The sequence below is a fragment of the uncultured Thioclava sp. genome (assembly GCF_913064665.1).
In the GTDB taxonomy this organism is placed as follows: Bacteria; Pseudomonadota; Alphaproteobacteria; order Rhodobacterales; family Rhodobacteraceae; genus Thioclava; species Thioclava arctica.
The window spans coordinates 1-24690 of sequence record NZ_CAJYBT010000035.1 but is presented as its reverse complement, the minus strand read 5'-3'; the positions used below and the strand labels follow the sequence as shown (position 1 = coordinate 24690).

Here is a 24690-nt window from a genome sequence, read left to right as displayed (position 1 = left end):
AGCTTTCATGAAAATCGGTATCCTTCAAACCGGCCAATCGCCTGATGTGCTGCGCGAAGAAGCGGGGGATTACCCCGATATGTTCGAACGCCTTCTAGCGGGGCGCGGGTTGGAGTTCGTGCGCTATGATGTCGAGAATATGGAGTTGCCGAAAGACGTGCATGACTGCGAGGGCTGGTTGATTACCGGCTCGCGTCATGGCGCCTATGAGGATCATCCATTCATCGCTCCGCTTGAGCAATTTATCCGCGATACGGTTGCGGCGAATGTCCCGCTGGTGGGGATTTGTTTTGGCCATCAGATTATTGCGCAGGCGTTGGGCGGGCGGGTTGAGAAATACCCGCAGGGTTGGGCCGTTGGACCGCAGGATTATGATTTTGAGGGCGAGGCGATTACGCTTAACGCATGGCATCAGGATCAGGTGACGGAAATCCCGTCCACGGCCAAGCCCATAGCGCAAAACGATTTTTGTCGCTATCCTGCGCTGATATACGGGGATCGTGCGTTTTCGGTGCAGGCCCATCCAGAGTTTCGCGACGGCTTTGTTGACGGGCTGATGGCAACGCGCGGACAAGGCGTGGTGCCCGAACCTCTGATGCAGGCGGCGCGAGCGCGGCTGGGTCAGCCCAACGGATCGCAACGCATCGCCGAAATGATCGCGGATTTTTTCTTGCAAGACAGGGCGCTGGCGCGCCCGGAAAGCTGACAGATGAGCCAGACATCGGATTGGACCGACAAGATCCCGCAAGCGGCGCGTGACTACCTGAACGGGCGCCGCCTTGACGAGGTGGAATGTATCGTCGCCGATATTGCGGGGGTGGCACGCGGCAAGGCGATGCCGGCCTCGAAATTCAAGTTTCAAGATCGGTTTTTCCTGCCGAACTCGATCTTTTTGCAAACGATCACGGGCGAGTGGACGGATAATCCCAGCGGTGCCTTCACCGAGCCGGACATGATCCTGACGCCCGATTTCTCGACCGCGACCGCCGCGCCTTGGACGGCAGATTGGACCTTGCAGATCATTCACGATGTCGAGGATCAAGAGGGCAACCCGGTTCCGATCGCGCCGCGCAATGTGCTCAAGCGGGTCTTGGCGCTGTATGAGGCCGAGGGCTGGCGCCCGGTCATCGCGCCCGAGATGGAATTCTTCCTCGTTGCGCGCAATATCGACCCCAACCAGCCGATCATTCCGCCGATGGGGCGTTCGGGGCGGCGCGCGGCGGCGAAACAGGCCTATTCGATGAGCGCGGTCGATGAATACGGCAAGGTGATCGACGATATCTATGATTTCGCCGAAATGCAGGGCTTTGAGATCGACGGCATCTTGCAAGAGGGCGGTGCGGGTCAGATCGAGATCAACCTTGCGCATGGCGACCCGGTGCATTTGGCCGATCAGATTTTCTACTTCAAGCGACTGATCCGCGAGGCGGCCTTGCGCCACGATTGCTTCGCGACCTTCATGGCCAAGCCGATCGAGGGCGAGCCGGGCTCGGCGATGCATATCCACCAATCGGTGATCGACATCAAAACCGGCGAGAACATTTTTTCCAACCCCGATGGTAGCGAGACCGAGGCGTTCATGCACTGCATCGCGGGGCTGCAAAGCCATCTGCCGGCGGTGATTGCGCTGCTTGCGCCCTATGTGAACAGCTATCGTCGCTACGTTCCCGATTTTGCCGCGCCGATCAATCTGGAATGGGGGCGTGACAACCGCACCACCGGCTTGCGGGTGCCGATCTCGGGGCCTGCCGCGCGCCGGATCGAGAACCGTTTGGCGGGGATGGATTGCAACCCCTATCTGGGGCTCGCGGCGTCTTTGGCTTGCGCCTATATTGGGCTCAAGGAAAAGAAGATGCCCAAGCCCGAATGTCTGGGCGATGCCTATATGTCGGCCGAAGATGTGCCCGTGACCTTGGGCGATGCGCTGGATTTGATGAGCGAAAGCGCCCCGGTTCGCGATGTGCTGGGAGAGGAATTCTGCAATGTGTATGAGGCGGTAAAGCGAAACGAATACAAAGAGTTCCTGCAAGTCATCAGCCCGTGGGAGCGTGAACACCTGCTGTTGAACGTGTGATCTGATGGATCTGCTTTTCGCCAATGATCGCCAAGGTGAGCACGCGCCAAGCTATTATGCTGCCACCGCGCTGACGGATCGACGCTGGCCCGAGTTGAAGGGGCGCCACGACACCAATGTGTGTGTCGTGGGGGCGGGCTTCACGGGGCTGTCGGCGGCGCTGCATCTGGCGCAGCGCGGCTTTGGCGTGACCCTGCTAGAGGCCCACCGTGTCGGCTTTGGCGCAAGCGGGCGCAATGGTGGGCAGGTGGGCTCGGGGCAGCGTCTTGAGCAAGACGATCTCGAGGCCGCGCATGGCCCCGAGATGGCGCGCAAGCTGTGGGATCTGGGCCAAGAAGCCAAGCAGCTGATCCGCGATCTGATTGCGGATCACGCGATCCCCGTGACCCTGCATCCCGGCATCGTTCACGCCTGCCGCACAGCCGCTGAGGTCACCCATTCCCATCACATGGCGGAAAAGCTGGCGCGCGAGTATGGCTATGATCAGGTGCAGCCGCTGGACCGGGACGCGTTGCACGCGATCTTGCCCTCCGATGCCTATCTGGGCGGCGATATCGACCGGGGCGCGGGCCATCTGCATCCTTTGAATTTCGCGCAAGGGTTGGCGCTGGCTTGTGACAAGGCCGGGGTGCAAATCCATGAGAATTCGCATGTGCATCACATCCGCCCCGGCGCGAAGGTGCGGGTGCAAACGCGCCACGGCCATATCGACGCCGATCATCTAATCTTTGCAGGCAATGGCTATATGGGCCAGCTTGCGCCGCGTGTGTCCAGCCGGGTGATGCCGATCAACAATTTCATCATCGCAACCGAGCCGCTTGGGGATCGCGTCGCGCAGGTCTTGCGCGAAAACGTGGCCGTAGCCGACACCAAATTCGTGGTGAATTACTGGCGGCTGTCGGAGGATAACCGTCTGCTGTTTGGGGGGGGTGAAAGCTATGGCTACCGCTTTCCCGATATCCTGAAAACCGTGCGCAAGCCGATGCTGGAGGTCTATCCGGGCCTCGCTGATACCCGCATCGACTACGCTTGGGGCGGCACGCTGGCTATTACCCGTTCGCGGATGCCCTATTTCGCGCGCCCGCTGAAGAATGCGCTCTCGGCCAGCGGGTTTTCCGGGCATGGCGTGGCGATGGGCACGCTGGCGGGCAAAATCATGGCCGAGGCGGTGGCCGGTCAAGCGGAGCAGTTCGATCTGATGGCGGGGCTGAACGTGCCAAGCTTTCCGGGCGGCGGCATGTTGCGCAGCCCGCTTTTGGCGCTGGCGATGACGTGGTTTGCGATGCGCGACCGGATCGGGCTGTAACGCGGCCCCGGCTGTGGCAGATTTGCACGATATACTGTTGCATACCCTCAAACGCTTGATTGCGGGGCGGTTTCGTCTCAGCAAGCAGTAACGGCACCGTGAGCCACAGGAATTTGCGATGGACCCGATATCTGATCACCCGCAGCGCTATGCGCTGGTCAACGAGCTTCACGCCCGCCCCTATCCAAGGTTGAGCGTGCCCGGCCATGCCGTTTATGTCGCCTTCAAAGAGCCCCATAATGCGGCCAATCGCGACCGCGCCAAGGATCAAGAGCATCTGCAAGCGCTGCTTACCCGCGCCGGCGCGACCCCGCCGCAAACCGGGATCACCCATTACGCGGGTAAGATCGGGCGCCATGAGCTGAAATGGGAAAGCCATACCGAGTTCACGACCTATCTCGCCTTTGCGCCCGGCACCTCGGCGCGCCCCTTTGACCCTGCCGAAACCGAGGTTTTTCCGCCAAGCTGGATCGCTTCGGGTCCGGGGGGGCGGCTTGCCGCCGTGCAGATCCGCATCGAGGAACTGCCCGCCAACCCCGACGATATCGACCCGTTCCTAGAGCAATGGTTCGTCGCCGAAAGCCTTGTGTGCACCTGGGTGCTGGACGGGGCGGCGGTTGTGGCGGGCGATTTCCGAATTGATCCCAATGGTCAGATGCGGTTCGCGGTTTTCGTGCGTCCGGGCACCGGGCCGGGGCGGATCGGGCGCACGGTGCAGCGCCTGTGCGAGCTGGAAACCTATCGTGCGATGTCGATGCTGGGCCTGACGCGCGGGCGCGATCTGTCGCATCGCCTCAACGCCCTTGATCCCAAACTGACCGCATTGGTCGAAGGCATGGGCGATGATGCGCGCTCTGCCGAGGCGACGTTGCACGGCTTGCTGGAAATCTCGGCCGAGCTGGAGAGCCTTGCGGTGCAGCACTCCTTCCGGTTCTCGGCCACGGGCGCCTATGAGGCGATCGTGCGTGAACGCGTCGAAAGCCTGCGCGAAAACCGCTTTGAAGGGCGTCAAAAGCTCAGCGAGTTCATGGCGCGGCGCTATGACCCGGCGGTGCGCACGGTGAAATCTGCCGAAACGAGGCTGCGTCAGATGGTGACGCGCGCGGCGCGTGCGGGCGAGTTGCTGCGCACGCGAGTGGATGTGGAACGCTCGGCGCAGAACCAGAAACTGCTGGAAAGCATGGATCGGCGATCAGACCTGCAACTCAAGTTGCAGCACACGGTCGAGGGGCTGTCGGTCGTCGCGATCAGCTATTATGCGGTCAGTCTGGCGGGCTATCTGGCCTATCCGGTGGCCAAGCAGGTCGGGGTTTCGAAAGAACTGATGGTTGCCGGGCTGACGCCGCTGGTGATCCTGATGGTCTGGCTGATGATCCGGCGCATTCATAACAGCGTGGGCAAGCACTAGGCCCGCCCACGCAAGTGCCTCAGAAATCTGCCGTTGCAGGGTCCGGCCCGATCCGGCCATCCTTGGAATCGAGCGCGGCGATCTGGGCCATCTCTTCCATGGTCAGTTCAAAGTCGAACACCGAGATATTCTCGCGCATCCGGTCGTGATTGGACGATTTCGGAATGGTGATCAGGCCAAGCTGGATCTCCCAGCGCAAAATCACCTGCGCGGCGGACTTGCCATAGCGCGAGGCGATCTCGATCAGGGCGGGTTCGGTTAGCAATTCGCCTTGCCCCAGCGGTGACCAACATTCCGTCGCTATGCCCAGTTTTGCATGGGCGGCGCGCTGGCTGAGTTGTTGAAACCGCGGGTGCAGTTCCACCTGATTGAGCGCCGGGGTCACGCCGGTTTCATCGACCAGCCGCTCGAGGTTCTCGGGCAGGAAATTCGACACGCCGATGGCACGCACGCGGCCCTCGTCGCGCAGCCGAATGAACGCCTTCCAGGTCTCGACGAACTTATCTTTGGCAGGCATCGGCCAGTGGATCAGATAAAGATCAAGTGTCTCGAAGCCCAGCTTACCCATGCTTTCATCAAAGGCGCGCAGGGTCTCGTCATAACCTTGCTGATCGTTCCAAAGCTTTGAGGTCACGAAAATGTCTTCGCGCGCCACATCACTTTGCGCGATGCCTTTGCCCACGCCGAGCTCATTGCCATAAATGGCGGCTGTGTCGATATGGCGATAGCCGTTATTGAGCGCGCTCATGACGATGCCGGGCGCTTCGTCATCGGGCATTTTCCACACGCCAAGCCCGAGTTGCGGGATTTTCGTGCCATCGTTGAGGGTGATCATCGGGACAGACATGGAGGCTCTCCTTTATTGCGGTTGGTCACGAGGGTAGGGCGCAACGCAACAGAGGAAAGGTGATCACGAAGAAGCTATGGGTCTCCGCGCGGAAAGCGTTTGCGGTTCTCAAGATCGTTGAGATCCATGTGATTACGCATATAGGCTTCGGAGGCCTTCTTGAGCGGCTGGTAATCCCACGGGTAGTGCCCACCCTGTCGCAGCGCCTCATAGACGACCCAGCGCCGCGCTTGGCTTGCGCGCACATCCTGATCGAACCGCTCCACGTCCCAACGCTGGGCAGCCTCGGTTTTCAACGCGGCGAGCGTATCGTCATGCGCAGGGTCGGTGGCGAGATTGGTCAATTCATGCGGGTCGGCCTGCAGATCGAACAGTTGATCGGGGTCCAGCGCGCAGAGGTTCAGCTTGAAACGCCCTTTGCGCAGGCTCACCAGCGGCGCAAAAGACCCCTCGGCGGCATATTCCATCGCTACGGGGGCCGTGCGCGGGGTGCCTTGCGCCAGCGGCAACAGGCTTTGCCCGTCGATCCATGGGGCGATCTCGGCCAGCGAAATCCCCGCCAGATCGCATAGTGTCGGCGTCACGTCGATGGTCGAAACCGGATCGCTGATCAGCCCCGGCGCGAGGTCGGGATCGCAGAGCATCATCGGCACGCGGGACGAGCCCTCATAAAAGCTCATCTTGAACCACAGCCCGCGCGCGCCCAGCATATCGCCGTGATCCGAGACAAACAGGATCGTGGCCTCTTGGCGCGTGTCTTGCAGCACCTGCAGCAGCGTTCCGATCTGATCGTCGAGATAGGACAGGTTGGCGAAATAGGCGCGACGCGAACGGCGGATATCCTCAACGGTAATGTCGAAGGCGCGCCAGTCATTGGCCTCCAGCAAGCGCTTGGAATGGGCGTCTTGATCGTCAAAGGGGATCGCGCCGACCTCTGGCTCCAGATGTGCGCAATCCTCATACAAATCCCAGTATTTCTGACGCGCAACATAGGGGTCATGCGGATGTGTGAAACTGACCGTCAGCATCCACGGGCGCGCATCATCGCCGCGCGCCAGATCATAGAGCTTCATGCGCGCCTCATGCGCGACATTGTCGTCATATTCCAACTGGTTGGTGATCTCGGCCACGCCCGCCCCGGTGACCGAGCCCATATTGTGATACCACCAATCAATCCGCTCACCGGGTTTGCGGTAATCGGGCGTCCAGCCGAAATCGGCGGGGTAGATGTCGGTGGTCAGACGTTGCTCAAAGCCGTGCAACTGATCGGGGCCGACGAAATGCATCTTGCCTGACAGGCAGGTCTGATAGCCCGCGCGGCGCAGGTGATGGGCATAGGTCGGAATGTCCGAGCGGAACTCGGCGGCGTTGTCATAGACGCCATTGCGCGAGGGAAGCTGGCCCGACATGAAGGCTGCCCGCCCCGGCGCACAGAGTGGCGAGCCGGTATAGGCATTGGCGAAACGCACCGATTTCGCGGCCAGCTTTTTCAGATTGGGAAGATGCAGCCAGTCGGCGGGGCCATCGGGAAACAACGTGCCGTTGAGCTGATCAACCATCAAGATCAAGATATTGCGCTGGGTCATGGGGCTCCTCGCGGTCGGCGTGAGACGGGGCAGGGCGCGCCTTGCACGCCATCCTTTCCATCGCGTCTATCGAACGCAGGCCCCACGGCGCAACCCTGATCGCGCCCGCACCTCGTCCTTAGGCGGCAAGGACCAGTCGCGCCTCATAGCGTTTCAGGCTCGGGCGCGCCGCCGGATAGGCAAGCATGCCTGCCGCCAATTCCGGGAATAACATCAACAGCTCGCGCCGGGGGCCGTCCTCCATATCGCGCAGAGTGGCAACGCCGGGCTGGTAGCTTTCGCTCCACAGCCCGTCCGAGGACAGAATTTCATGCTGATCGAACATCAGGTGGATATAGATCACCTCTTGCACGCTTTCGTCGCGCGCAATCCCGGGCAGCCCGTCCAGATGATGCGCGGCGGCCAGCGCCTCGGGCTCGCCGCACAGCAACTCCGCGCGCGGCCCGGTCAACAGCAGCCGATGCTGCGGCGATACTCGCATTTCGCGTATCGGCATGTCGGGGCCAAGCGCGCCCGGCGCGATCCGCATCGGGTAAAACGCTGGCGTGGCGCGCAGTTCGCACAGGTTAAGGTGGCGTCTGCCGATCCAGCGGATCGTCTGATAGCCATTGTCGCGCGTCAGCACGCGCGCGCCGACCTCGAGGTCCTCGACCAAGCGCTCTCCGTGCAGCGTTGCGATCCGCGTGCCGGGCGTGAAACAGGGGATCACGCGCTCGATATTAGTGAAACTCATCGTGCCGACGACATTGCCCGAGGGGTCGAGGAATTCGACCGAGCCATTCTCGGGATTGCCCGGATCAAAGGTGATATTCGTGAGGTCCTTGCCCCAGTCGCGCAGATCAAGCGTGTCGAAATCGGTGCCGCCCTCGCCCCCGTCGACGACATCGCCATTGGTCAGGTTGACGAAGGTGTCCTGATCATCGCCCCCCGAAAGCGTGTCAGCCCCCGCACCGCCAGTCAGCGTGTCATTGCCCGCGCCACCCAGCACGATGTCATTGCCTGCGCCACCATCAAGGCTGTCATTGCCGCTGCCACCATCGACAAGATCGTTGCCCGCGCCGCCCAGCACGGTGTCATTATCTGCGCCGCCATAAAGGCTGTCATCGCCCCCCGCGCCGTCGATGTAGTCATTGCCGCCATTGCCGTAAAAGACGTTGGTGTAGCCGTCGGTTGGGTCGGTCGAGAATCCGTCAAACCCCACCAAAGTGTCGCCATAGGCCGAGCCATAAATCCCATCCACGCCCGACAGCGTATCACCCGCCGCATCCCCGCCCGAGGCGGTAGCCGCGCCCAAGTTGATGTTCACGCCTGCGCCGCTATCGGTGTAATCGGCGTAGTCCATGCCGCTGCCGCCGTTCAGCACATCCGCGCCCGCACCACCATGCAGCGTGTCGTTGCCAACACCGCCCAGCAGGCTGTCATTGCCGGTGCCGCCATCAAGCGAGTCGTTACCCGCATCGCCTGAAAGCGTGTCATTATCCGCGCCGCCGATCAGCGTGTCATTACCGTCGCCACCAACAAGGCTATCGGCCCCTGTGCCACCGTTCAGCGTGTCATTGCCTGCCCCACCGATCAGCGTGTCATTGCCAGCCTCGCCCATAAGCGAGTCGTTGCCCGCGCCACCATCGACGGAATCATTGCCCGTGCCCGCCATCACCGTATCATTGCCCAGACCAGCCAAGACGGTGTCATTGCCGCCGCCTGCGCGGATATAGTCGTCATTGCCCGAACTGCCGGGCAGGCCGGCATCGTTGTTGTCGACCTTGTCCGAGCCATTCGCGATCGGCTCTACATAGCTGCTATTGATCAGGTCGCCGCCCGACGTGCCGTCGATATAGCCATCGTCAAAGCCGGTTTGATAGCGATCCGCGCCGAGGTTGGTGTTGGTATAGCTGGTCGCGCTGTTCAGCAGGATCGACTGGATCGGCTTGGCCTCATAGGCGGTGGTATCGGCATTGGCGGTCATCTCTGGCGCAAGGAAAACTTTGCCATCCGTCGTTTGCACGATCACAGCGGACACGTTTGCCGTGGTGCCATCGACATAGGTCAGCGTGGCATTATAGACGACCAGACCATCATAGATCAGCGTTTCGGTGCCATTGCCGACATTGGTGATGATCTGATCGTTGGAGATGTTGTTATTGGTATCCAGCGCGCCCGAGGTGCCGCCATTGTCAACGGTCGTCGCCGAGGTGATGTGTTGGTAAAGGGGGGCGGTGGCGGTCCCGAAGGTGGTTCCGGTGAAGGCATTGTAATTCTCCATGCTGGAGTTGCCTTCGGTCGGATCGATAAAGGTGGTCGAACTGTCCAGATAGATCCAGTTAAACGTGCTCGCCATTGCGCGGGTGCCCTTAAGTTGCGCGCAGTATCCTGGTGATCCGCAGACACATCTGGCCCGCCAGAGTGCGGGGCAAGCGGGACATCATCCCGTTTGATAGATCTGTTGAAAGAAAACTGGTTACTGCTCGGATACTTGTTCTTTGAGACTCAACTAACATCACTATTGTGCAAAGCAATGGGGATTTTCGTTGGGCTTATTTGTGGCGGCGCTGTGATTTGCTCTCCGTCGCCATAGTCTTTTTCGACAGGTCGGGCAGTATCCGTTTGCCACCCACCGCCATGCCCTTTGCCTGAGCGCACTCAACTTGTCTCACGAAGCCCTGCCATCGTGCGCAGGATCACAGCCGGGTTGGCGCCAATTGTCTGGGCGAGTGTTTCGGAGGTGAGCGGTTTTCCCACGGATATATTGATGACGCACCGCAATAGGGGGCGATACTGGTAGGCCCGGAGGGACTCGAACCCCCAACCAAGGCGTTATGAGCGCCCTGCTCTGACCAATTGAGCTACAGGCCCACCATTGCCTCTCCCTCTATCACGCGCGCACGCGGCGTCAAGAATTTGGCGTGCTTTTGGCCAACAGACGTTGCTTGACCCCGGGTCTTGCGCTAGGGCTGCGCCCCAGTTGACCCATCTTGGAGAGCGCCGCCATGACCGATAAGAAACCGGGCCTGACCTATGCCGATGCGGGCGTGGATATTGATGCAGGCAATGCTTTGGTCGAGCGGATCAAGCCAGCCGCCAAGCGCACGCAACGCCCCGGCACGATGTCGGGTCTGGGCGGGTTCGGCGCGCTGTTCGATCTCAAGGCCGCCGGGTATAACGACCCGATCCTCGTGGGGGCGACCGATGGCGTGGGCACCAAGCTGCGCATCGCGATCGATACCGGCAATGTCGACACGATCGGGATCGATCTGGTGGCGATGTGCGTCAATGATCTGGTCTGCCAAGGTGCTGAGCCACTGTTTTTCCTAGATTATTTTGCGACCGGCAAGCTGGAGCTGGATCAGGCCACCGCAATCATCAACGGCATTGCCGAGGGCTGCGCGCAATCGGGGTGTGCGCTGATCGGCGGCGAGACGGCGGAAATGCCGGGCATGTATCACAAGGGTGATTTCGACCTGGCGGGCTTTGCCGTCGGCGCGATGGAACGTGGCAGCGACCTGCCCGCAGGCGTGGCCGAGGGCGATGTGCTGCTGGGGCTGGCCTCGAACGGGGTGCACTCCAACGGGTATTCCTTCGTGCGCAAAGTGGTTGAGATGTCGGGCCTTCGCTGGGACGCGGATTGCCCGTTTGCTGAAGGCGCGCTTGGCGCGGCTTTGCTCGCCCCGACTCGGCTGTATGTGACGCAGACGCTTGCGGCGGTGCGCGCGGGCGGCGTCCATGCGCTCGCCCATATCACTGGCGGCGGGCTGACCGAAAATCTGCCGCGCGTTCTGCCCGAGGGCATGGGCGCGCAAATTGACCTCGACGCTTGGGAATTGCCCCCGGTGTTCCGCTGGCTGGCCGAAATAGCGGGCATGGCCGAGGGCGAACTGCTCAAGACCTTCAATTGCGGCATTGGGATGATCGTTGTGGTTGACCCCGCGCGTGCCGATGCGATCTCGGCACTGCTGGCGGAGGCGGGCGAAACCGTGACGCGGATTGGCACGCTGAGCGCCGGGCAGGGCGTGGCCTATACAGGGTCGCTGCTGTGACCTTGCGCGTCGCGATCCTGATTTCAGGCGGCGGGTCGAACATGATCAAGCTGCTTGAAAGCATGCGCGACGATCACCCTGCGCGCGCCGTTCTTGTCGCCAGCAATGATGCAAATGCGGCGGGGCTGCAAAAGGCCGCGCGCCTAGGCGTGGCGACGGCCGCGATTGACCACCGCCCCTATGGCAAGGATCGCGCCGCGTTTGAGGCAGAGCTGCTGAAACCGATCTTGGCAGCGCAGCCCGATATTGTCTGTCTGGCAGGGTTCATGCGCGTGTTGACGCCCGATTTTGTGGGCCGTTTCGCGGGTCGGATGCTCAATATCCACCCCTCGCTTTTGCCGAAATATCCCGGCCTGCACACCCATGCCCGTGCACTTGAGGCGGGCGATGCCGAGGCGGGGTGTACCGTGCACGAAGTCACCCCCGTGCTGGATGACGGCCCGATTTTGGGCCAGGCGCGGGTCGCTATTGCGCCGGGTGACACGCCCGAAACATTGGCCGCGCGGGTGCTGGTGCAGGAGCATCGCCTGTACCCGGCAGTGTTGCGCCGATTTGCCCAAGGCGATCGCACACCGCTGTTCATGTAGCCCCCATCCGCGGCTTTCGCGCCACGGCTGCGGGATCGGCGTCTCCACGGTGCTTTTCATTTCGCGCGCGCCCGTCTAAAGGAAAAAGACCTTGCGGGATGACCCCGCGTTCCATTGCGAAAGCGCGCCATGCAGACCATCACTACGACCGACGCCCTCGCGGCCTATTGCGAAAAGGCGAAGTCAGAGCCTTACGTCACCATCGACACCGAATTTCTGCGCGAGCGGACGTATTGGTCCAAACTGTGCCTTGTGCAAATGGCCCTGCCAGACCGCGATGGCCAAGAGGGTGAGGCGGTGCTTGTCGATCCGCTCTCTGCCGATCTTTCGCTCGAGCCGCTTTATGATCTGTTTCGTCACAAGGCGACGGTCAAAGTGTTTCACGCCGCGCGTCAGGATCTTGAGATTTTCTTCATCGAGGGCAATGTCTTTCCCGATCCGCTGTTTGACACCCAGATTGCCGCGATGGTCTGCGGCTTTGGCGAGCAGGTGGGCTATGAGACGCTGGTGCGCAAGATCGCCAAGGAATCGCTGGATAAATCGTCGCGCTTCACCGATTGGTCGCGCCGCCCGCTGACCGAGGCGCAAAAGAAATATGCGATCGCCGATGTCACCCATCTGCGCCAGATTTATGAGTTCCTCGCAACGCAGCTCAAGGAGTCCGGGCGCGACGCGTGGGTCGAAGAGGAAGAAGCGGTTCTTCTGAACCCCGAGACCTATATCAACCGCCCCGAAGAGGCGTGGCAGCGGGTCAAAACGCGCACCAGTTCGGCCCGATTCTTGGGTATCGTGCGCGCGCTCGCGCAGTTCCGCGAAGGCTATGCGCAAAACCGCAACATTCCGCGCTCGCGCATTTTCAAGGATGATGCGCTGCTGGAATTGGCCTCGACCAAGCCTGTCACGCTAGATGACCTCAGCCGGTCGCGCCTGCTGCTGCGCGAGGCTCGGCGCGGTGAGATTGCCGAGGGGATCATGACGGCTGTGAAAGAAGCGCTGGAGGCCCCGCAGGATTCGTTGCCGCGCGTCTCGGATCAGGGCCAGCAATTGCAGGTCGATACTGCCTTGGCCGATCTTTTGCGCGTGCTGCTCAAGGCGAAATCGCAAGAGACGGGCGTGGCGGCCAAGCTGATCGCAAACTCTGCGGATCTGGATCGGATCGCGGCAGGCAAACGCGATGTCGCTGCGCTGCAGGGCTGGCGCGCCGAGGTGTTTGGCCATGATGCGCTGCGATTGGCCAAGGGCGAGGTCGGGCTGACCGCGCGCAGTGGCGCGGTCGAACTGGTCGATCTGTAGCGCCGGGTGACGGCGCTACTTAAGCAAGACGTTTGGGCGTGACGCTTAGCGGCGCACCGAGCGTGCGTTATTTGCACCCTCAACCACGATCTTACGCACAGTTTCCAGCTTGTAGTTGCTGATGAACGTGGCGGCAGAAACTTCGCGCGATTGCTGCGTCGACACACGGCGCGCATCTGCACTGTCCGCTGCGGGCGGCGTCAGCATGAAGCGATAGGTTATCGTGCCATTCGCATCGGGTTCGCCGTTATTGAGCGCGACCAGATCGGTTTGCCAATAGCCTTGCGTCGGGGGCAGGCCCATCGCGGTGACAATCGCGCCCGATGGGGCCTTATCCACGCTCAGGCTGATCACCTGCGCGACCGGCTGCTGCCAGGGCTTGCCGATTTGATCGGGGTAGCCGCCCTTGGGCGCCAGCGTCGTCTGCGCCTCTGGCTGGCTTCTGCCAAACCAGTTGAACGGGTTGAGTTTGCTGCCGCGAATGGTGCCGCAGCCAGCGGTGGCAAGAGTCAAGGCAAGTGCCGCAATCAGGGCTTTGTTCATGGTCGCTCCGAAGCTGTCCAAGACCTCTGGTAGCCGATCACGCTGCTTTTGAAAAGCCGCGTCTGGACGCAGGCGGCTGCGCGCGTTACCCAAGAGCCTCGAGTTGATGCAAGGAACCCCGTGATGGCCCGCGAAGCGTTTGAAGAGATTGCCGAGACCTTTGAATTTCTCGACGACTGGGAGGACCGCTATCGCCATGTGATCGAGCTGGGGCGCGAATTGCCCGGGTTGGACGAGGCGGTCAAAGTGCCCGCGACCAAGGTGCATGGCTGTGCCAGTCAGGTTTGGCTGCTGCCACGGATTTCTGGCACCGGCCCCGATGCGCGGTTCGATTTTGAAGGCGAAAGCGATGCAATGATCGTGCAGGGGCTGATCGCGATCCTGCATGCGCTCTATTCGGGTCTGAGCGTGACGCAGGTTGGCGCGGTTGACGCGCCTGCGGAATTGGCGCGGCTGGGGTTGAACGATCACCTGTCGGCGCAACGCTCGAACGGGCTGCGCGCAATGATCGAGCGGATTCGTTTGCTCGCCGCCGAGGCCGCCAGCGCCTGAACCGGGCATGAAAAAAGGGGCCGTGCGGCCCCTTTTGACGTTGCAAGCGGCGCGTCTTACCGCACCGGGTTGCGATAGATCATCCGGCGCAGCGACCCGGTTTTTGAGCGCATCAACATCGTTTCGGTTTCGATATAGGTCGGCTCGCGCTTGACTCCCTTGACGATCGAGCCGTCGGTTACGCCGGTTGCCGCAAAGATCACATCCGAGCGCACCATGTCGTCGCGGGTGTAGATTTTGTCGAGATCGGTGATCCCGGCCTTGCGGGCGCGGCCGCGCTCGTCATCGTTGCGAAACAATAGCTTGCCCCACATCTGCCCGCCCATGCATTTCAGCGCCGAGGCCGCCAGAACGCCCTCGGGCGCGCCACCGGACCCCATATACATATCAATCCCGGTAAAATCGGGCTCGGCGCAATGGATCACGCCGGCCACGTCGCCATCGGTGATCAGGCGGATTTTGGCACCGGTGCTGCGCACTTCGGCGATCATGTCCTCGTGGCGCGGGCGATCCAGAATGCAGACCGCGATATTCTTGGGTTCGACCCCTTGCGCGCGCGCCAAAGCTTCGATCCGCTCGGTCGGGCTCATATCGAGGCTGACGACGTCTTTTTCATAGCCCGGCCCGATCGCGAGCTTTTCCATATACACATCGGGTGCATGTAGCAGCGAGCCGCGCGGCGCCATCGCGATCACGGTCAGCGCGTTGGGCATGTCCTTAGCCGTCAGCGTGGTGCCTTCGAGCGGATCCAGCGCAATATCGACCTCCGGGCCAGTGCCTGCGCCGACTTCTTCGCCGATAAACAGCATCGGGGCTTCGTCGCGCTCGCCCTCACCGATCACCACGGTGCCGCGGATGTCCAGCTTGTTAAGCTGTTCGCGCATCGCGTTCACCGCCGCCTGATCGGCCGCTTTCTCATCGCCACGCCCGATCAGATCGGCCGAGGCATGCGCCGCCGCCTCAGAGACGCGGGCAAGGCCCAATGAGAGCATGCGGTCATTGAAGTCACTCGGAGGGGTCATCTGTATCTTCCTGATTGCCTAGGGCGTTATCGATCGCGCACAGGTAAACCCCTCCGTGCGCGCAAGAGCAACCCTGTGAACGCTAACGGCGCGCCCGCTCGGCGGTTTTGGTGCGCTTGACGCGGCTTACAGTTCCTCGATCCGGATCGCGACCGGTTCGCCCTCGACGACGCGGGTGGCGGGGAGGGCGGCAAGAGCGTGGTCGATTGCGTCCCGCGTGGTCTTATGGGTCACGATCAACACCGGTGCCGAGGTATCGGCATGGCCATATTGGCGCAACCGGCTGATCGACACGCCCGATTCGCCCAAGATTGTCGCCACCTTGGCCAATGCGCCCGGCTTGTCGGCCAGTTGCAGGCGTAGATAATACGGCGCGGGAACAGAGGTCACGGCGGGGGTAGCCTGCATCAGACTGCCAGCCGGTTGGCCAAAGGTCGGCAGGCGCAAGCCGCGCGCCAGATCCATCACATCGCCCATCACGGCGCTAGCGGTCGGGCCTTCACCCGCACCCGCGCCGCGCAGCACGATCTGGCCGACCGCATCGCCCTCAAGCACGACCATATTGGTGCCGCCCGTGAGCTGCCCGAGCGGCGAGGAAGAGGGCACGAGGCAGGGGGTCATGCGCTGCTCCAACCCGCGTCCGGTCATCTGCGCAACGCCCAGAAGCTTGATTTTATAGCCCAAATCCCCGGCGCGCCGAATGTCGTCGATCGAGATACGCCCGATCCCTTCCAGCACCACATTGTCAAAGCTGACCTGCGTGCCAAAGGCAATCGCAGCAAGGATTGCAAGCTTGTGGCCTGCGTCAATGCCGCCCACGTCAAGGTTCGGATCGGCCTCAAGGTAGCCCAGTTGACGGGCCTCTTCGAAGACCGTGTCATAGGGCAGACCGGCCTCTTCCATCCGGGTCAGGATGTAGTTGCAGGTGCCGTTCATCACGCCCATCACCCGGCGCATCGCATTGCCTGCGAGCCCCTCGGTGAGCACCTTGATGACCGGAATGCCCCCCGCCACGGCCGCCTCAAAGCGGATCGCGCGATTCAGGTCCTCGGCCAGTTCGGCCAGCGCCTGCCCGTGATGGGCCAGCAGCGCCTTGTTGGCGGTCACGACATCTTTGCCCGCGCGCAACGCGGCTTCGGTAGCGTCCTTGGCCGCGCCCTCATGACCGCCCATCACCTCGACGAGCACATCGACATCGTCGCGCATGGCCAGCGCCACGGGGTCGCTTTCCCAGGCGTAATTTGACAGATCCGCATCGCGGTTCTTGGTGCGATCGCGCGCCGAGATGGCGGTGATTTGCACCGGGCGTCCGGCGCGCGCGGCCAGCATGTCAGCGTGACGTTGCACGATCTTGACCACGCCGATACCCACGGTGCCAAGGCCCGCAATGCCGAGGCGCAGGGGCTTGTCGGAAGGGACGGGCGCAGACATGGGAAACCTCGTGCAAAAACGGAATTGCGCCCTGTTAGCGGGAAACTGCGTTCCGTGCAACGGCGTGCAGCGCCGCCGCTATTGCGCGCTCAGATCGCGCTCATCCACCACTGTAACAGCACGCAGCGCCGCCGCGCGGGCCCGCAGCGCATCGGCGCGCGCCACAAGTGCGGGGGCGGGGCTGGGGGAAAGCGGCGCATCGCTGAGCAAACTCTCCATCGGGACAAGTGCGGGATAGCCCTGATCCTGCGTGCTCGCGCAAGCCGACATCAGGCACAATAAGGCCAAAAGGGAAGGGGCGCGCAGCATGCTCTCTCCTGATCTGATCGCGTCAAGATATGGCGCATCCGCGCCCAGCACCAGTGCCGATTGGCCGCTTTCGGGTTTGATACTGAACAGGCGTTCAGTTAACGTCGCATCATGGCACGCAAAACGGGTTCGCATTCTCAAATCACCGGTCCGAAAATCCGCGAGCAGGCGTTGCAGCTTTTCGCCAGCCACGGCTTTGCGGCCGTCTCTATGCGCCAGATCGCGGCGGCGGTCGGAGTGCAGGCGGGGGCGCTGTATCTTTACACGCCCGACAAAGAAGCGCTGCTGTTTGATTTGCTCAAGACCCATATGGATGAGCTGCTGGCCGCTTGGGCCGCCGAGGAGCGCGGGGCAGGGCCGATGGCCGCGCTCGAGGCCTTTGTGCGCTTTCACATCGGTTTCAACCTCAGCCGCGCCGATGCGGTGTTTCTCAGCTATATGGAGTTGCGCAATCTAGGCCCCGAGAATTTCGCAATGATCGAGGGGCTGCGGCGCGCCTATGAGACCGAGCTGGAGGAAATCCTCAAGGCGGGCCAAGAGGCGGGCGTCTTCCTGATCCCCGATACCAAGCTTGCCACGATGGCCATCATCGCCATGCTGACGGGCGTCACCACATGGTTTCGCGAAGGCGGGCGGCTTAGCCGCGCGATGGTAGCCGATATCTACTGGGACATGGTGCGCAAGGCGGTCGGCGCCTAGCCTCGGTTGGGTCACGTATGCGTTGGCCCGGTTTGGCGCAAAGCCCTCTTTGCGTTCGCCCTGTTGCGCGTTAAGAAGGCCCCAAAGGAGCCCCGCACCATGCTGAAAACCCGGATCATCCCCTGTCTTGATGTGGCCGATGGGCGCGTGGTCAAGGGCGTCAACTTCGTCAATCTGATCGATGCGGGCGACCCGGTCGAGGCTGCCAAGGCCTATGACGCGGCGGGCGCGGATGAGCTGTGTTTCCTTGATATTCACGCCACGCATGAAAACCGCGGCACGATGTTCGATCTCGTCACTCGCACCGCCGAGCAATGTTTCATGCCCCTCACCGTGGGCGGCGGCGTGCGCAGCCATGAAGACGTGCGCGCGTTGCTGCTGGCGGGGGCCGATAAGGTCAGCTTCAACTCGGCGGCGGTCGCCAATCCCGATGTGATCGCGCAGGCCGCCGACCGCTTTGGCAGCCAATGCATCGTCTGCGCGATTGATGCCAAAACCGTCGCGCCGGGCCGCTGGGAGATTTTCACCCATGGCGGGCGCAAATCCACCGGCATCGATGCGGTCGAATTTGCCCGCACGGTCACCGCCAAAGGTGCGGGGGAAATCCTGCTGACCTCGATGGATCGCGACGGCACGCGGGCGGGCTTTAACTTGCCGTTGACGCGCGCGATTTCGGATGCGGTCGATGTGCCCGTGATCGCGAGCGGCGGCGTGGGCACGCTTGATCACCTTGTCGAGGGCGTGATCGAGGGCGGGGCCAGTGCGGTGCTGGCGGCCTCGATCTTTCACTTTGGCGAATTCACGATCCGCGAGGCCAAGCAACACATGGCCGATGCGGGCATTGCGGTGAGGTTGTGATGAACACTCTGGAAACGCTTTTTGCCACGATCCAATCGCGCAAAGGCGCGGATCCTGACAGTTCCTGGACCGCCAAGCTGCTGGCCAAAGGGCCTGAAAAGGTGGCCGAGAAATTTGGCGAAGAGGCGATTGAGGCGATCATCGCAGCGGTCAAGAATGATCGCGAGAATCTGGTCTATGAGGCGGGCGATGTGCTGTATCATCTGCTGGTGATGCTGGCGGCGCGCGATGTGTCGCTGGCCGAAGTCTTGGCCGAGTTGGAGCGGCGCGAAGGCACCTCGGGGATCGCCGAGAAAGCCGCGCGCTAAAGGGTGCACCGCGACACTACGCTTCGGCGCAGAGCTGTATGCGGGGCTGGCGCTTGGGAAACTCTGCGCACCTAGCTGTGACGTGACTTGTCCTTTTCGCGATTGAGCTTAATTGTAGAGTCATGTTTGGACGCTTGCTCAATATCTTGAATGATCCCGCCCCCGCGATCGATCCGCTGGCCTCTGACGAGCGCGAGCTGGCTTTGGCGGCGCTATTGGTGCGTCTTGCGCGCTCGGACGAAGATTATGCCGAGGCCGAGAAGGTGCGCATCGACCGCGTGCTGGCCGCGCGCAACGGCCTGTCGACGCATGAGGCCAGCGAATTGCGCCACCACGCCGAAGAGGTCGAGGCAAGCGCGCCCGACACCGTGCGCTTCACCCGCGCGCTCAAGGATAAGGTCGCCTATGAGGACCGGGCAGGCGTGATCGAGGCGCTGTGGGATGTTGCGCTGGCCGATGGCGAACGCGACGCCCATGAAGAAACGTTGATCCGTCTCGCCTCAAAGTTATTGGGCGTGAATGATGTCGATTCGGCCTTGGCCCGTCGGCGCGTTGAGGAACGGCGCAACTGATCATCGTGCTCGCAGCGCCTGTTTTTACGTCATCTGCCCGTGTTTTCGCCGCTTTTCCTTGGGTCAACTGTCACGACCCCGTTGCATTCCGCATCGAATTCGCGCCAGATTGACCAAACGGACAAAGAGAAGCTGCGCTGCGTGCCCCTAAAAGACCCTGCATCCCAAGATGCGCCCGTCATCGAAATTCGCGATCTTCACAAGAGCTACGGCTCTCTTGAGGTGCTCAAGGGCGTCTCGATCAAGGCATGTCGCGGTCAGGTGATTTCGCTTATCGGCTCCTCGGGGTCGGGAAAATCCACATTGCTGCGCTGCGCCAACCTGCTGGAAGACAGCCAGTCCGGTGAGATCTTGTTTGAAAATGAGAGCGTTCAGTGGAAGGGCCAAGGCCTGTCGCGCCGCCCCGCAGATCGCGCCCAAGTCACCCGATTCCGCACGAATCTGTCGATGGTGTTTCAGCAGTTCAATCTATGGGCGCATATGACGATCTTGCAAAACGTCATGGAAGCGCCGGTCACCGTGCTGGGGCGCCCCAAGGCCGAGGTCGACACGCTTGCGCGCGCATTGCTCGACAAGGTCGGCATCGGCGACAAATGTGACGCCTATCCCGCCCAACTGTCGGGCGGCCAACAGCAGCGCGCCGCGATTGCACGCGCTTTGTGCATGGAGCCAAAGGCGCTGTTGTTTGACGAACCCACCTCTGCGCTGGACCCCGAGTTGCAGCAAGAAGTGGTCAAAGTGATCAAGGACCTCGCGGGCGAGCATCGCACGATGATCCTTGTAACGCATGACATGCGTTTGGCGCGTGATGTGTCAGACCATGTGGTCTTTCTGCATATGGGAAAGATCGAAGAAGAGGGCCCGCCAGAGGCTCTGTTTGGCGCGCCGAAATCGGAGCGCCTGCAACAATTTCTGTCGGCCACCGCGCCGGCGTGAAGTCAACCAAGATCAACGACAGGGATATAAAATGAAGAAACTCATCCTCACTGCTGCCGCCCTCATCCTGAGCGCGGGCGTCGCCGCGGCTGAAACCGTGCGCATGGGCACCGAGGGCGCTTACCCTCCCTACAACTTCATCGACGATAACGGTCAAGTTGCCGGCTTTGAGCGCGAATTGGGCGACAAGCTGTGCGAAATGGAAGGCCTGACCTGCACCTGGGTCACCAATGACTGGGATTCGATCATCCCCAACCTGCTGTCGGGCAACTACGACACGATCATGGCGGGCATGTCGATCACCGACGAGCGCAAGAAATCGATTGATTTCACGCAAGCTTACTACCCGCCGGCCGCCTCGGCCTATCTGTCGATGACGCCCGATGTTGACCTGAAGGGCGGCGTTGTCGCAGCCCAGACCGGCACGATTCAGGCCGCCCATGTGGCCGAAACCGGCGCAACGCTGGCCGAATATGCCACGCTGGATGACACCATCGCAGCCGTGAAAAACGGCGAGGCCGATGCGGTGTTTGCCGATAAAGACGCGCTCAAGCCGTTTGCTGGTACGGACGGGTTCCAGTTCGTGGGTAAGGATGTCGCGCTCGGCGATGGTATCGGCATCGGCCTGCGCAAATCCGACACCGCGCTGAAAGACAAATTCAACGATGGCATCACCAAGATGAAAGCGGATGGCTCGCTTAACAAGCTGCTCGTGAAATACTTCGGCGCTGATGCGCTGACGTTCAAGAACTGATCGGAAAGGGGGCGGGCCGCGCGGCTTGCCCCCAACCAAATAGATGTTTTCAACCTGCTCTGATCCCTCATCGCTTCATGGGCTGTCATGGATGCTGTGTTACCTGACCACGGGTAAGCAGATGCTGTTCTATGGCTCGTTCGGGATTGTGCTGGTGCTGTTGGTTGTCACCGCCCCCGTGGCGCTGCTGTTTGGCTTTAGCGGAGCGCTGGCGGCGCGTTCAAGGATCACCCCGCTGCGCTGGGTCGGTCGCGGCTATACGGCGATGGTGCGCGGTGTGCCCGACATCATCTTTTTCCTCTTCGTCCCGATCGCGATGGATGAGGGGATCGAATATATGCGCAACCGAATAAAATGCCCCGACTGGAACCAACCGGTCTTTGCAGGCAATGAATTTCACGTCTGCGCGGCGGCGAAAATGCCGCTGAATTCTGCACCCCAAATCTATCACGAGATTTACGGCTTTTCGCTGGCTGTCATTGCCTTTGCGGTGGTGTTTGGGGCCTTCGCGGCCAATGTGCTGTATGGCGCAATGCAGGCGGTGCCGCGCGCCCAGCTTGAAACCGCCGAGGCTTATGGCATGACGCAAGCCCAGGTCACGCGCCGGGTGTTGATCCCGCAAATGTGGACCTATGCGCTGCCCGGCCTGTCCAATCTGTGGATGATCCTGATCAAGGCCACGCCGCTGCTGTTCCTGCTAGGCATCGAGGACATCGTCTATTGGGCGCGCGAATTGGGGGCCACGAAATCCACCGTTTACGCCTATCCCCATCCCGATTGGCGGGTCTATTACTTCCTCGTGCTGTTGGTGTTCTATCTCGTGATGACGAAGCTCTCTGAGATCGTGCTGAATCGCATCAATCGCAAACTGTCCTTCGGGCAGGCGACGGCGGGTGGTGAAGCGCTGCGAAAGGCCGACATATGAGCTGTCTCCAGACCATCGCCGATTACGGCCTGCGCTCGGTTGGCGTGGGCGAACGGTTGTTGCCGCGCTCGGATTTCACGATGTGTCAGCAATTCACGCTGATCGGGTCTGGCATGGTGTGGAACATCTATTTCGGCGTGCTCGCGCTGCTGGGTGGGTTCTTCTTGGCCACCGCGCTGGCGCTGGCCAAGAACACCGAAACAAGGCTGATCCGCAAGCCCGCCGAATGGTTCATTTTCGTCTTCCGCGGCTCACCACTGTTTATCCAGTTTTTCCTCGCCTATGAGGCGCTGGCGATGATGCCGCGTGCTGGCTTTCCGGTGTTTGGCATCACCGTGGAGACCGATTGGCTGACGCGGGCTTGGGCAGGGGCGCTGTTCGTGCTGTTTCTCAACACCTCTGCCTATGCTGCCGAGATTTTCTATGGCGCGCTGCGCTCGGTCCCCAAGGGGGATCTTGAGGCGGCGGATGCCTATGGCCTTTCTGGCTGGAACAAGTTTCGCCGGGTGACGTGGCCGACCATGCTGCGGCTGGCTTGGCCGTCTTACACCAATGAGGCGATCTTTCTGTTTCACGCCACAACGCTGGTCTTCTTCTCGGGCTTCCCGGCCTTTCGCCAAGAGGGCGATGCCCTTTATTATGCGAAATACTTTGCGGACAAGACCTTCAACCCTTTCATCCCCTATCCGATCGCGGCTTTCTATTTCATCTTGCTGACGCTATCGGTGATCACGATCTTTGGCTTTATCAACCGGCGTCTGAACCGCCATCTGCCGCACGAGCGGCGAATGAAAATGCGCTTCAGGCCACAAATCATCAGGTGAATTATGGACTGGCTGCACGATCATCCCGATGTGCGCACGATCCGCGTCGCGGCGGCAGATCTTAACGGGGTGGCGCGGGGCAAACGGCTGCCCGCACGCTTTGCCAACAAGGTCTTCAGCGAGGGCACGCGGTTTCCGTTTTCGGTGATGAACCTCGACATCTGGGGCGAGGATATCGAAGACAGCCCGCTGGTCTTTGAATCGGGTGATTGCGACGGGTTGTTGATGCCGACCGAACGGGGCTTTTTGCCGATGCCGTGGCTTGAGGCCCCGACCGCGCTGCTGCCGATCTGGATGTTTCACATGGATGGCAAACCTTACGCGGGCGATCCGCGTCAGGCATTGGCGCGTGTGGCTGAACGCTACACCGCGATGGGCCTGACGCCCGTGGTCGCGACCGAGCTTGAGTTCTTCCTGATCGATGATTCCGGCAAGCAGTTGCGCGTGCCGCCCAGCCCGCGTTCGGGCAAGCGCCGCTCGGGTGGGGAGGTGCTGTCACTGCGCGCGCTCGATGCGTTCGATATCTTCTTCACCGAGCTATACGACGCCTGCGAAGCGATGGATATCCCGGCCGATACCGCGATCTCCGAGGCTGGCCCCGGCCAGTTCGAGATCAACATGAGCCACCAGAACGATGCGCTCAAGGCGGCCGATGATGCGTGGCTGTTCAAGATGCTGGTCAAGGGGCTGGCGCGTCGGCACGGTTTTGCGGCCTCGTTCATGGCCAAACCCTATGACGAGTGGTCGGGCAACGGCATGCATATGCATTTCTCGGTGCTCGACAAAGACGGTAATAACATCTTCAACGATGGCACCGAGGCAGGCTCGGACAAGCTGCGCCATGCGGTGGCAGGCTGTCTGGCCGCGATGGAGGGCTCGACGCTGGTCTTTGCCCCGCACGAAAACAGCTATGATCGTCTGGTGCCCGATGCCCATGCCCCCACCGGCATCGCTTGGGCCTATGAGAACCGCACCTCGGCGCTGCGTATCCCGGCCTCTGGCCCCTCTGCGCGCCGCATTGAACACCGTGTGGCCGGGGGAGATGTGAACCCCTACCTGATGATCGCCGCCGTTCTGGGGGCAGCCCTTGAAGGGCTCAAGGACGGCAAAGAGCCGCCCGCGCCAATCAAGGGCAATGCCTATGCGCTCGATCTGCCGCAAATGCCGACCGAATGGGGCGCCGCGATTGAGGCCTTCACCAGCAGTGAGATGATCGGACGGATTTTTGAGCGTGAGTTGATCGACAATTTCGCGATGACCAAGCGCCAAGAGCTGCGCTACATGGCGGAACTGTCCGAACAGGAACAGAGCGAGCTTTATCTCGATACGGTCTAAGCGGTCTGCCCCGCCGATAAGGCGCTGCTTTGTCAGCGGGGCAGTGCCTCAGCTTGACTGCTATCTGCCGCCTTCCTCTGAATGGCTCATTCAGACCGAGCAGCGGCCCTTGCGACAGACGACTCGACCTTGGCGCTGCGGTTGAGGCCTTTAACCGACCCGATCTGTAACCGCAGTGTCCGGTGCGAAAGATCGGGGCGGGAAGATTCTGTGCAAGGTCTCAAAACAGACGGTCAATCCGGGCAAGGGATTTGGGACCTACGGTCTTTTCAAGGTGCCGATCTGCTCTTCCTTCGGTGCCTCGCCCAAAACACAAAAGCCGCCCAGAGGGCGGCCCAAGTGTTTAGTATCTTGTAAAGATTTTATTGGTTGCGGGAGTAGGATTTGAACCTACGACCTTCAGGTTATGAGCCTGACGAGCTACCGGGCTGCTCCATCCCGCGCCAATGGGGGCTAGATAGGCCACCACGCGGGGAAGCGCAATGGC

General features: G+C 61.4%; 24 protein-coding genes and 2 tRNA genes. 17 read left to right on the top strand and 9 right to left on the bottom strand.

The genetic code is table 11. The annotated features are described in order from the left end of the window. The first annotated feature begins 7 nt into the window (after window positions 1-7). The 4 genes from QZ571_RS13950 to QZ571_RS13935 all read left to right on the top strand — a co-directional run bounded on the left by QZ571_RS13950 (window position 8) and on the right by QZ571_RS13935 (window position 4788). Window positions 8-706, top strand: coding sequence for a type 1 glutamine amidotransferase (locus QZ571_RS13950; RefSeq protein ID WP_295536045.1), 699 nt, complete (start codon window positions 8-10; stop codon window positions 704-706). Between the two features lie 3 nt (window positions 707-709). Then, complete coding sequence (locus tag QZ571_RS13945; RefSeq protein WP_295536042.1) at window positions 710-2074, top strand: glutamine synthetase family protein; 1365 nt, start codon at window positions 710-712, stop codon at window positions 2072-2074. Between the two features lie 4 nt (window positions 2075-2078). After that, window positions 2079-3380: an FAD-binding oxidoreductase gene (locus QZ571_RS13940; protein WP_295536040.1), complete on the top strand. Its 1302-nt coding sequence runs from the start codon at window positions 2079-2081 to the stop codon at window positions 3378-3380. A 118-nt stretch (window positions 3381-3498) separates the two neighbouring features. Further along, window positions 3499-4788: a DUF3422 family protein gene (locus tag QZ571_RS13935; protein WP_295536037.1), complete on the top strand. Its 1290-nt coding sequence runs from the start codon at window positions 3499-3501 to the stop codon at window positions 4786-4788. Between the two features lie 19 nt (window positions 4789-4807). Here the strand turns inward: QZ571_RS13935 and QZ571_RS13930 are convergent, their stop codons facing one another. The 4 genes from QZ571_RS13930 to QZ571_RS13915 all read right to left on the bottom strand — a co-directional run bounded on the left by QZ571_RS13930 (window position 4808) and on the right by QZ571_RS13915 (window position 10074). Continuing rightward, window positions 4808-5635, bottom strand: coding sequence for an aldo/keto reductase (locus QZ571_RS13930; RefSeq protein ID WP_295536034.1), 828 nt, complete (start codon window positions 5633-5635; stop codon window positions 4808-4810). Between the two features lie 74 nt (window positions 5636-5709). Continuing rightward, window positions 5710-7221 carry a choline-sulfatase gene (betC, locus tag QZ571_RS13925; RefSeq protein WP_295536031.1) on the bottom strand — a complete coding sequence of 504 codons (1512 nt, stop codon included), beginning with the start codon at window positions 7219-7221 and terminating at the stop codon, window positions 5710-5712. Window positions 7222-7339: 118 nt separating this feature from the next. Next, window positions 7340-9559, bottom strand: a complete 2220-nt coding sequence (locus QZ571_RS13920; protein WP_295536028.1) for a Hint domain-containing protein — start codon at window positions 9557-9559, stop codon at window positions 7340-7342. 438 nt (window positions 9560-9997) lie between these two features. After that, a tRNA-Ile gene (locus QZ571_RS13915) sits at window positions 9998-10074 on the bottom strand. Window positions 10075-10208: 134 nt separating this feature from the next. Here QZ571_RS13915 and purM point away from each other — a divergent pair. The 3 genes from purM (at window position 10209) to rnd (ending at window position 13135) form a co-directional block, all read left to right on the top strand. After that, window positions 10209-11255, top strand: coding sequence for a phosphoribosylformylglycinamidine cyclo-ligase (gene purM, locus QZ571_RS13910; protein WP_295536025.1), 1047 nt, complete (start codon window positions 10209-10211; stop codon window positions 11253-11255). After that, window positions 11252-11842, top strand: a complete 591-nt coding sequence (gene purN / locus QZ571_RS13905) for a phosphoribosylglycinamide formyltransferase (RefSeq protein ID WP_295536022.1) — start codon at window positions 11252-11254, stop codon at window positions 11840-11842. Before purM ends, purN begins: the two co-directional genes overlap by 4 nt. A gap of 129 nt (window positions 11843-11971) precedes the next feature. Next, complete coding sequence (gene rnd / locus QZ571_RS13900; RefSeq protein ID WP_295536019.1) at window positions 11972-13135, top strand: ribonuclease D; 1164 nt, start codon at window positions 11972-11974, stop codon at window positions 13133-13135. Between the two features lie 45 nt (window positions 13136-13180). Here the strand turns inward: rnd and QZ571_RS13895 are convergent, their stop codons facing one another. Continuing rightward, window positions 13181-13678: a hypothetical protein gene (locus QZ571_RS13895; RefSeq protein ID WP_295536016.1), complete on the bottom strand. Its 498-nt coding sequence runs from the start codon at window positions 13676-13678 to the stop codon at window positions 13181-13183. A 123-nt stretch (window positions 13679-13801) separates the two neighbouring features. Between QZ571_RS13895 and QZ571_RS13890 the strand changes: the two genes are divergently transcribed. Then, a complete protein-coding gene (locus QZ571_RS13890; RefSeq protein WP_295536013.1) occupies window positions 13802-14230 on the top strand; it encodes a SufE family protein in 429 nt (142 codons plus the stop codon). Window positions 14231-14286: 56 nt separating this feature from the next. Here the strand turns inward: QZ571_RS13890 and glpX are convergent, their stop codons facing one another. The 3 genes from glpX to QZ571_RS13875 form a co-directional block, all read right to left on the bottom strand. Further along, on the bottom strand, window positions 14287-15252 hold the full coding sequence (glpX, locus tag QZ571_RS13885) for a class II fructose-bisphosphatase (RefSeq protein WP_295536010.1): 966 nt from the start codon (window positions 15250-15252) through the stop codon (window positions 14287-14289). Window positions 15253-15378: 126 nt separating this feature from the next. Then, on the bottom strand, window positions 15379-16683 hold the full coding sequence (locus QZ571_RS13880) for a homoserine dehydrogenase (RefSeq protein WP_295536007.1): 1305 nt from the start codon (window positions 16681-16683) through the stop codon (window positions 15379-15381). 78 nt (window positions 16684-16761) lie between these two features. After that, window positions 16762-16992, bottom strand: a complete 231-nt coding sequence (locus QZ571_RS13875; protein ID WP_295536005.1) for a hypothetical protein — start codon at window positions 16990-16992, stop codon at window positions 16762-16764. A 111-nt stretch (window positions 16993-17103) separates the two neighbouring features. Here QZ571_RS13875 and QZ571_RS13870 point away from each other — a divergent pair, with 111 nt between their 5' ends. The 9 genes from QZ571_RS13870 (at window position 17104) to QZ571_RS13830 (ending at window position 24203) form a co-directional block, all read left to right on the top strand. Beyond that, window positions 17104-17691, top strand: coding sequence for a TetR family transcriptional regulator (locus QZ571_RS13870; protein ID WP_295536002.1), 588 nt, complete (start codon window positions 17104-17106; stop codon window positions 17689-17691). A gap of 99 nt (window positions 17692-17790) precedes the next feature. Beyond that, entirely contained in the window at window positions 17791-18549 is a 759-nt protein-coding gene (gene hisF, locus QZ571_RS13865; protein WP_295535999.1) for an imidazole glycerol phosphate synthase subunit HisF, read from the top strand. Beyond that, window positions 18549-18857 (top strand): phosphoribosyl-ATP diphosphatase, encoded by a 309-nt coding sequence (locus QZ571_RS13860; protein WP_295535996.1) that lies wholly within the window; start codon window positions 18549-18551, stop codon window positions 18855-18857. Before hisF ends, QZ571_RS13860 begins: the two co-directional genes overlap by 1 nt. Before the next feature lie 122 nt (window positions 18858-18979). Then, a complete protein-coding gene (locus QZ571_RS13855; RefSeq protein ID WP_295535994.1) occupies window positions 18980-19429 on the top strand; it encodes a TerB family tellurite resistance protein in 450 nt (149 codons plus the stop codon). A gap of 141 nt (window positions 19430-19570) precedes the next feature. Beyond that, window positions 19571-20365 carry an ATP-binding cassette domain-containing protein gene (locus tag QZ571_RS13850; protein ID WP_295535991.1) on the top strand — a complete coding sequence of 265 codons (795 nt, stop codon included), beginning with the start codon at window positions 19571-19573 and terminating at the stop codon, window positions 20363-20365. Window positions 20366-20396: 31 nt separating this feature from the next. Then, on the top strand, window positions 20397-21119 hold the full coding sequence (locus tag QZ571_RS13845) for a transporter substrate-binding domain-containing protein (protein WP_295535988.1): 723 nt from the start codon (window positions 20397-20399) through the stop codon (window positions 21117-21119). A gap of 43 nt (window positions 21120-21162) precedes the next feature. Then, a complete protein-coding gene (locus QZ571_RS13840) occupies window positions 21163-22044 on the top strand; it encodes an ABC transporter permease (protein ID WP_295535985.1) in 882 nt (293 codons plus the stop codon). Further along, window positions 22041-22868 carry an ABC transporter permease subunit gene (locus QZ571_RS13835; RefSeq protein WP_295535983.1) on the top strand — a complete coding sequence of 276 codons (828 nt, stop codon included), beginning with the start codon at window positions 22041-22043 and terminating at the stop codon, window positions 22866-22868. Before QZ571_RS13840 ends, QZ571_RS13835 begins: the two co-directional genes overlap by 4 nt. Further along, window positions 22869-24203, top strand: coding sequence for a glutamine synthetase family protein (locus QZ571_RS13830; RefSeq protein ID WP_295536087.1), 1335 nt, complete (start codon window positions 22869-22871; stop codon window positions 24201-24203). It begins immediately after the preceding gene. A 366-nt stretch (window positions 24204-24569) separates the two neighbouring features. On the opposite strand, the gene QZ571_RS13825 is transcribed toward QZ571_RS13830, so the two are convergent. Further along, window positions 24570-24646: transfer RNA gene (locus QZ571_RS13825), tRNA-Met, on the bottom strand. Window positions 24647-24690: the final 44 nt, after the last annotated feature.

What these genes read in the sequence shown, in the direction of transcription:
- QZ571_RS13890 (WP_295536013.1), top strand. Translation starts at nt 13,802, where the DNA reads ATGGCCCGCGAAGCGTTTGAAGAGATTGCCGAGACCTTTGAATTTCTC.
- QZ571_RS13835 (WP_295535983.1), top strand. Translation starts at nt 22,041, where the DNA reads ATGAGCTGTCTCCAGACCATCGCCGATTACGGCCTGCGCTCGGTTGGC.
- hisF (WP_295535999.1), top strand. Translation starts at nt 17,791, where the DNA reads ATGCTGAAAACCCGGATCATCCCCTGTCTTGATGTGGCCGATGGGCGC.
- QZ571_RS13950 (WP_295536045.1), top strand. Translation starts at nt 8, where the DNA reads ATGAAAATCGGTATCCTTCAAACCGGCCAATCGCCTGATGTGCTGCGC.
- QZ571_RS13875 (WP_295536005.1), bottom strand. Translation starts at nt 16,992, where the DNA reads ATGCTGCGCGCCCCTTCCCTTTTGGCCTTATTGTGCCTGATGTCGGCT.
- betC (WP_295536031.1), bottom strand. Translation starts at nt 7,221, where the DNA reads ATGACCCAGCGCAATATCTTGATCTTGATGGTTGATCAGCTCAACGGC.
- QZ571_RS13840 (WP_295535985.1), top strand. Translation starts at nt 21,163, where the DNA reads ATGTTTTCAACCTGCTCTGATCCCTCATCGCTTCATGGGCTGTCATGG.
- QZ571_RS13855 (WP_295535994.1), top strand. Translation starts at nt 18,980, where the DNA reads ATGTTTGGACGCTTGCTCAATATCTTGAATGATCCCGCCCCCGCGATC.
- QZ571_RS13845 (WP_295535988.1), top strand. Translation starts at nt 20,397, where the DNA reads ATGAAGAAACTCATCCTCACTGCTGCCGCCCTCATCCTGAGCGCGGGC.
- QZ571_RS13880 (WP_295536007.1), bottom strand. Translation starts at nt 16,683, where the DNA reads ATGTCTGCGCCCGTCCCTTCCGACAAGCCCCTGCGCCTCGGCATTGCG.
- QZ571_RS13860 (WP_295535996.1), top strand. Translation starts at nt 18,549, where the DNA reads ATGAACACTCTGGAAACGCTTTTTGCCACGATCCAATCGCGCAAAGGC.
- QZ571_RS13935 (WP_295536037.1), top strand. Translation starts at nt 3,499, where the DNA reads ATGGACCCGATATCTGATCACCCGCAGCGCTATGCGCTGGTCAACGAG.
- QZ571_RS13930 (WP_295536034.1), bottom strand. Translation starts at nt 5,635, where the DNA reads ATGTCTGTCCCGATGATCACCCTCAACGATGGCACGAAAATCCCGCAA.
- QZ571_RS13870 (WP_295536002.1), top strand. Translation starts at nt 17,104, where the DNA reads ATGGCACGCAAAACGGGTTCGCATTCTCAAATCACCGGTCCGAAAATC.
- QZ571_RS13940 (WP_295536040.1), top strand. Translation starts at nt 2,079, where the DNA reads ATGGATCTGCTTTTCGCCAATGATCGCCAAGGTGAGCACGCGCCAAGC.
- glpX (WP_295536010.1), bottom strand. Translation starts at nt 15,252, where the DNA reads ATGACCCCTCCGAGTGACTTCAATGACCGCATGCTCTCATTGGGCCTT.
- QZ571_RS13945 (WP_295536042.1), top strand. Translation starts at nt 710, where the DNA reads ATGAGCCAGACATCGGATTGGACCGACAAGATCCCGCAAGCGGCGCGT.
- purM (WP_295536025.1), top strand. Translation starts at nt 10,209, where the DNA reads ATGACCGATAAGAAACCGGGCCTGACCTATGCCGATGCGGGCGTGGAT.
- QZ571_RS13895 (WP_295536016.1), bottom strand. Translation starts at nt 13,678, where the DNA reads ATGAACAAAGCCCTGATTGCGGCACTTGCCTTGACTCTTGCCACCGCT.
- QZ571_RS13920 (WP_295536028.1), bottom strand. Translation starts at nt 9,559, where the DNA reads ATGGCGAGCACGTTTAACTGGATCTATCTGGACAGTTCGACCACCTTT.
- rnd (WP_295536019.1), top strand. Translation starts at nt 11,972, where the DNA reads ATGCAGACCATCACTACGACCGACGCCCTCGCGGCCTATTGCGAAAAG.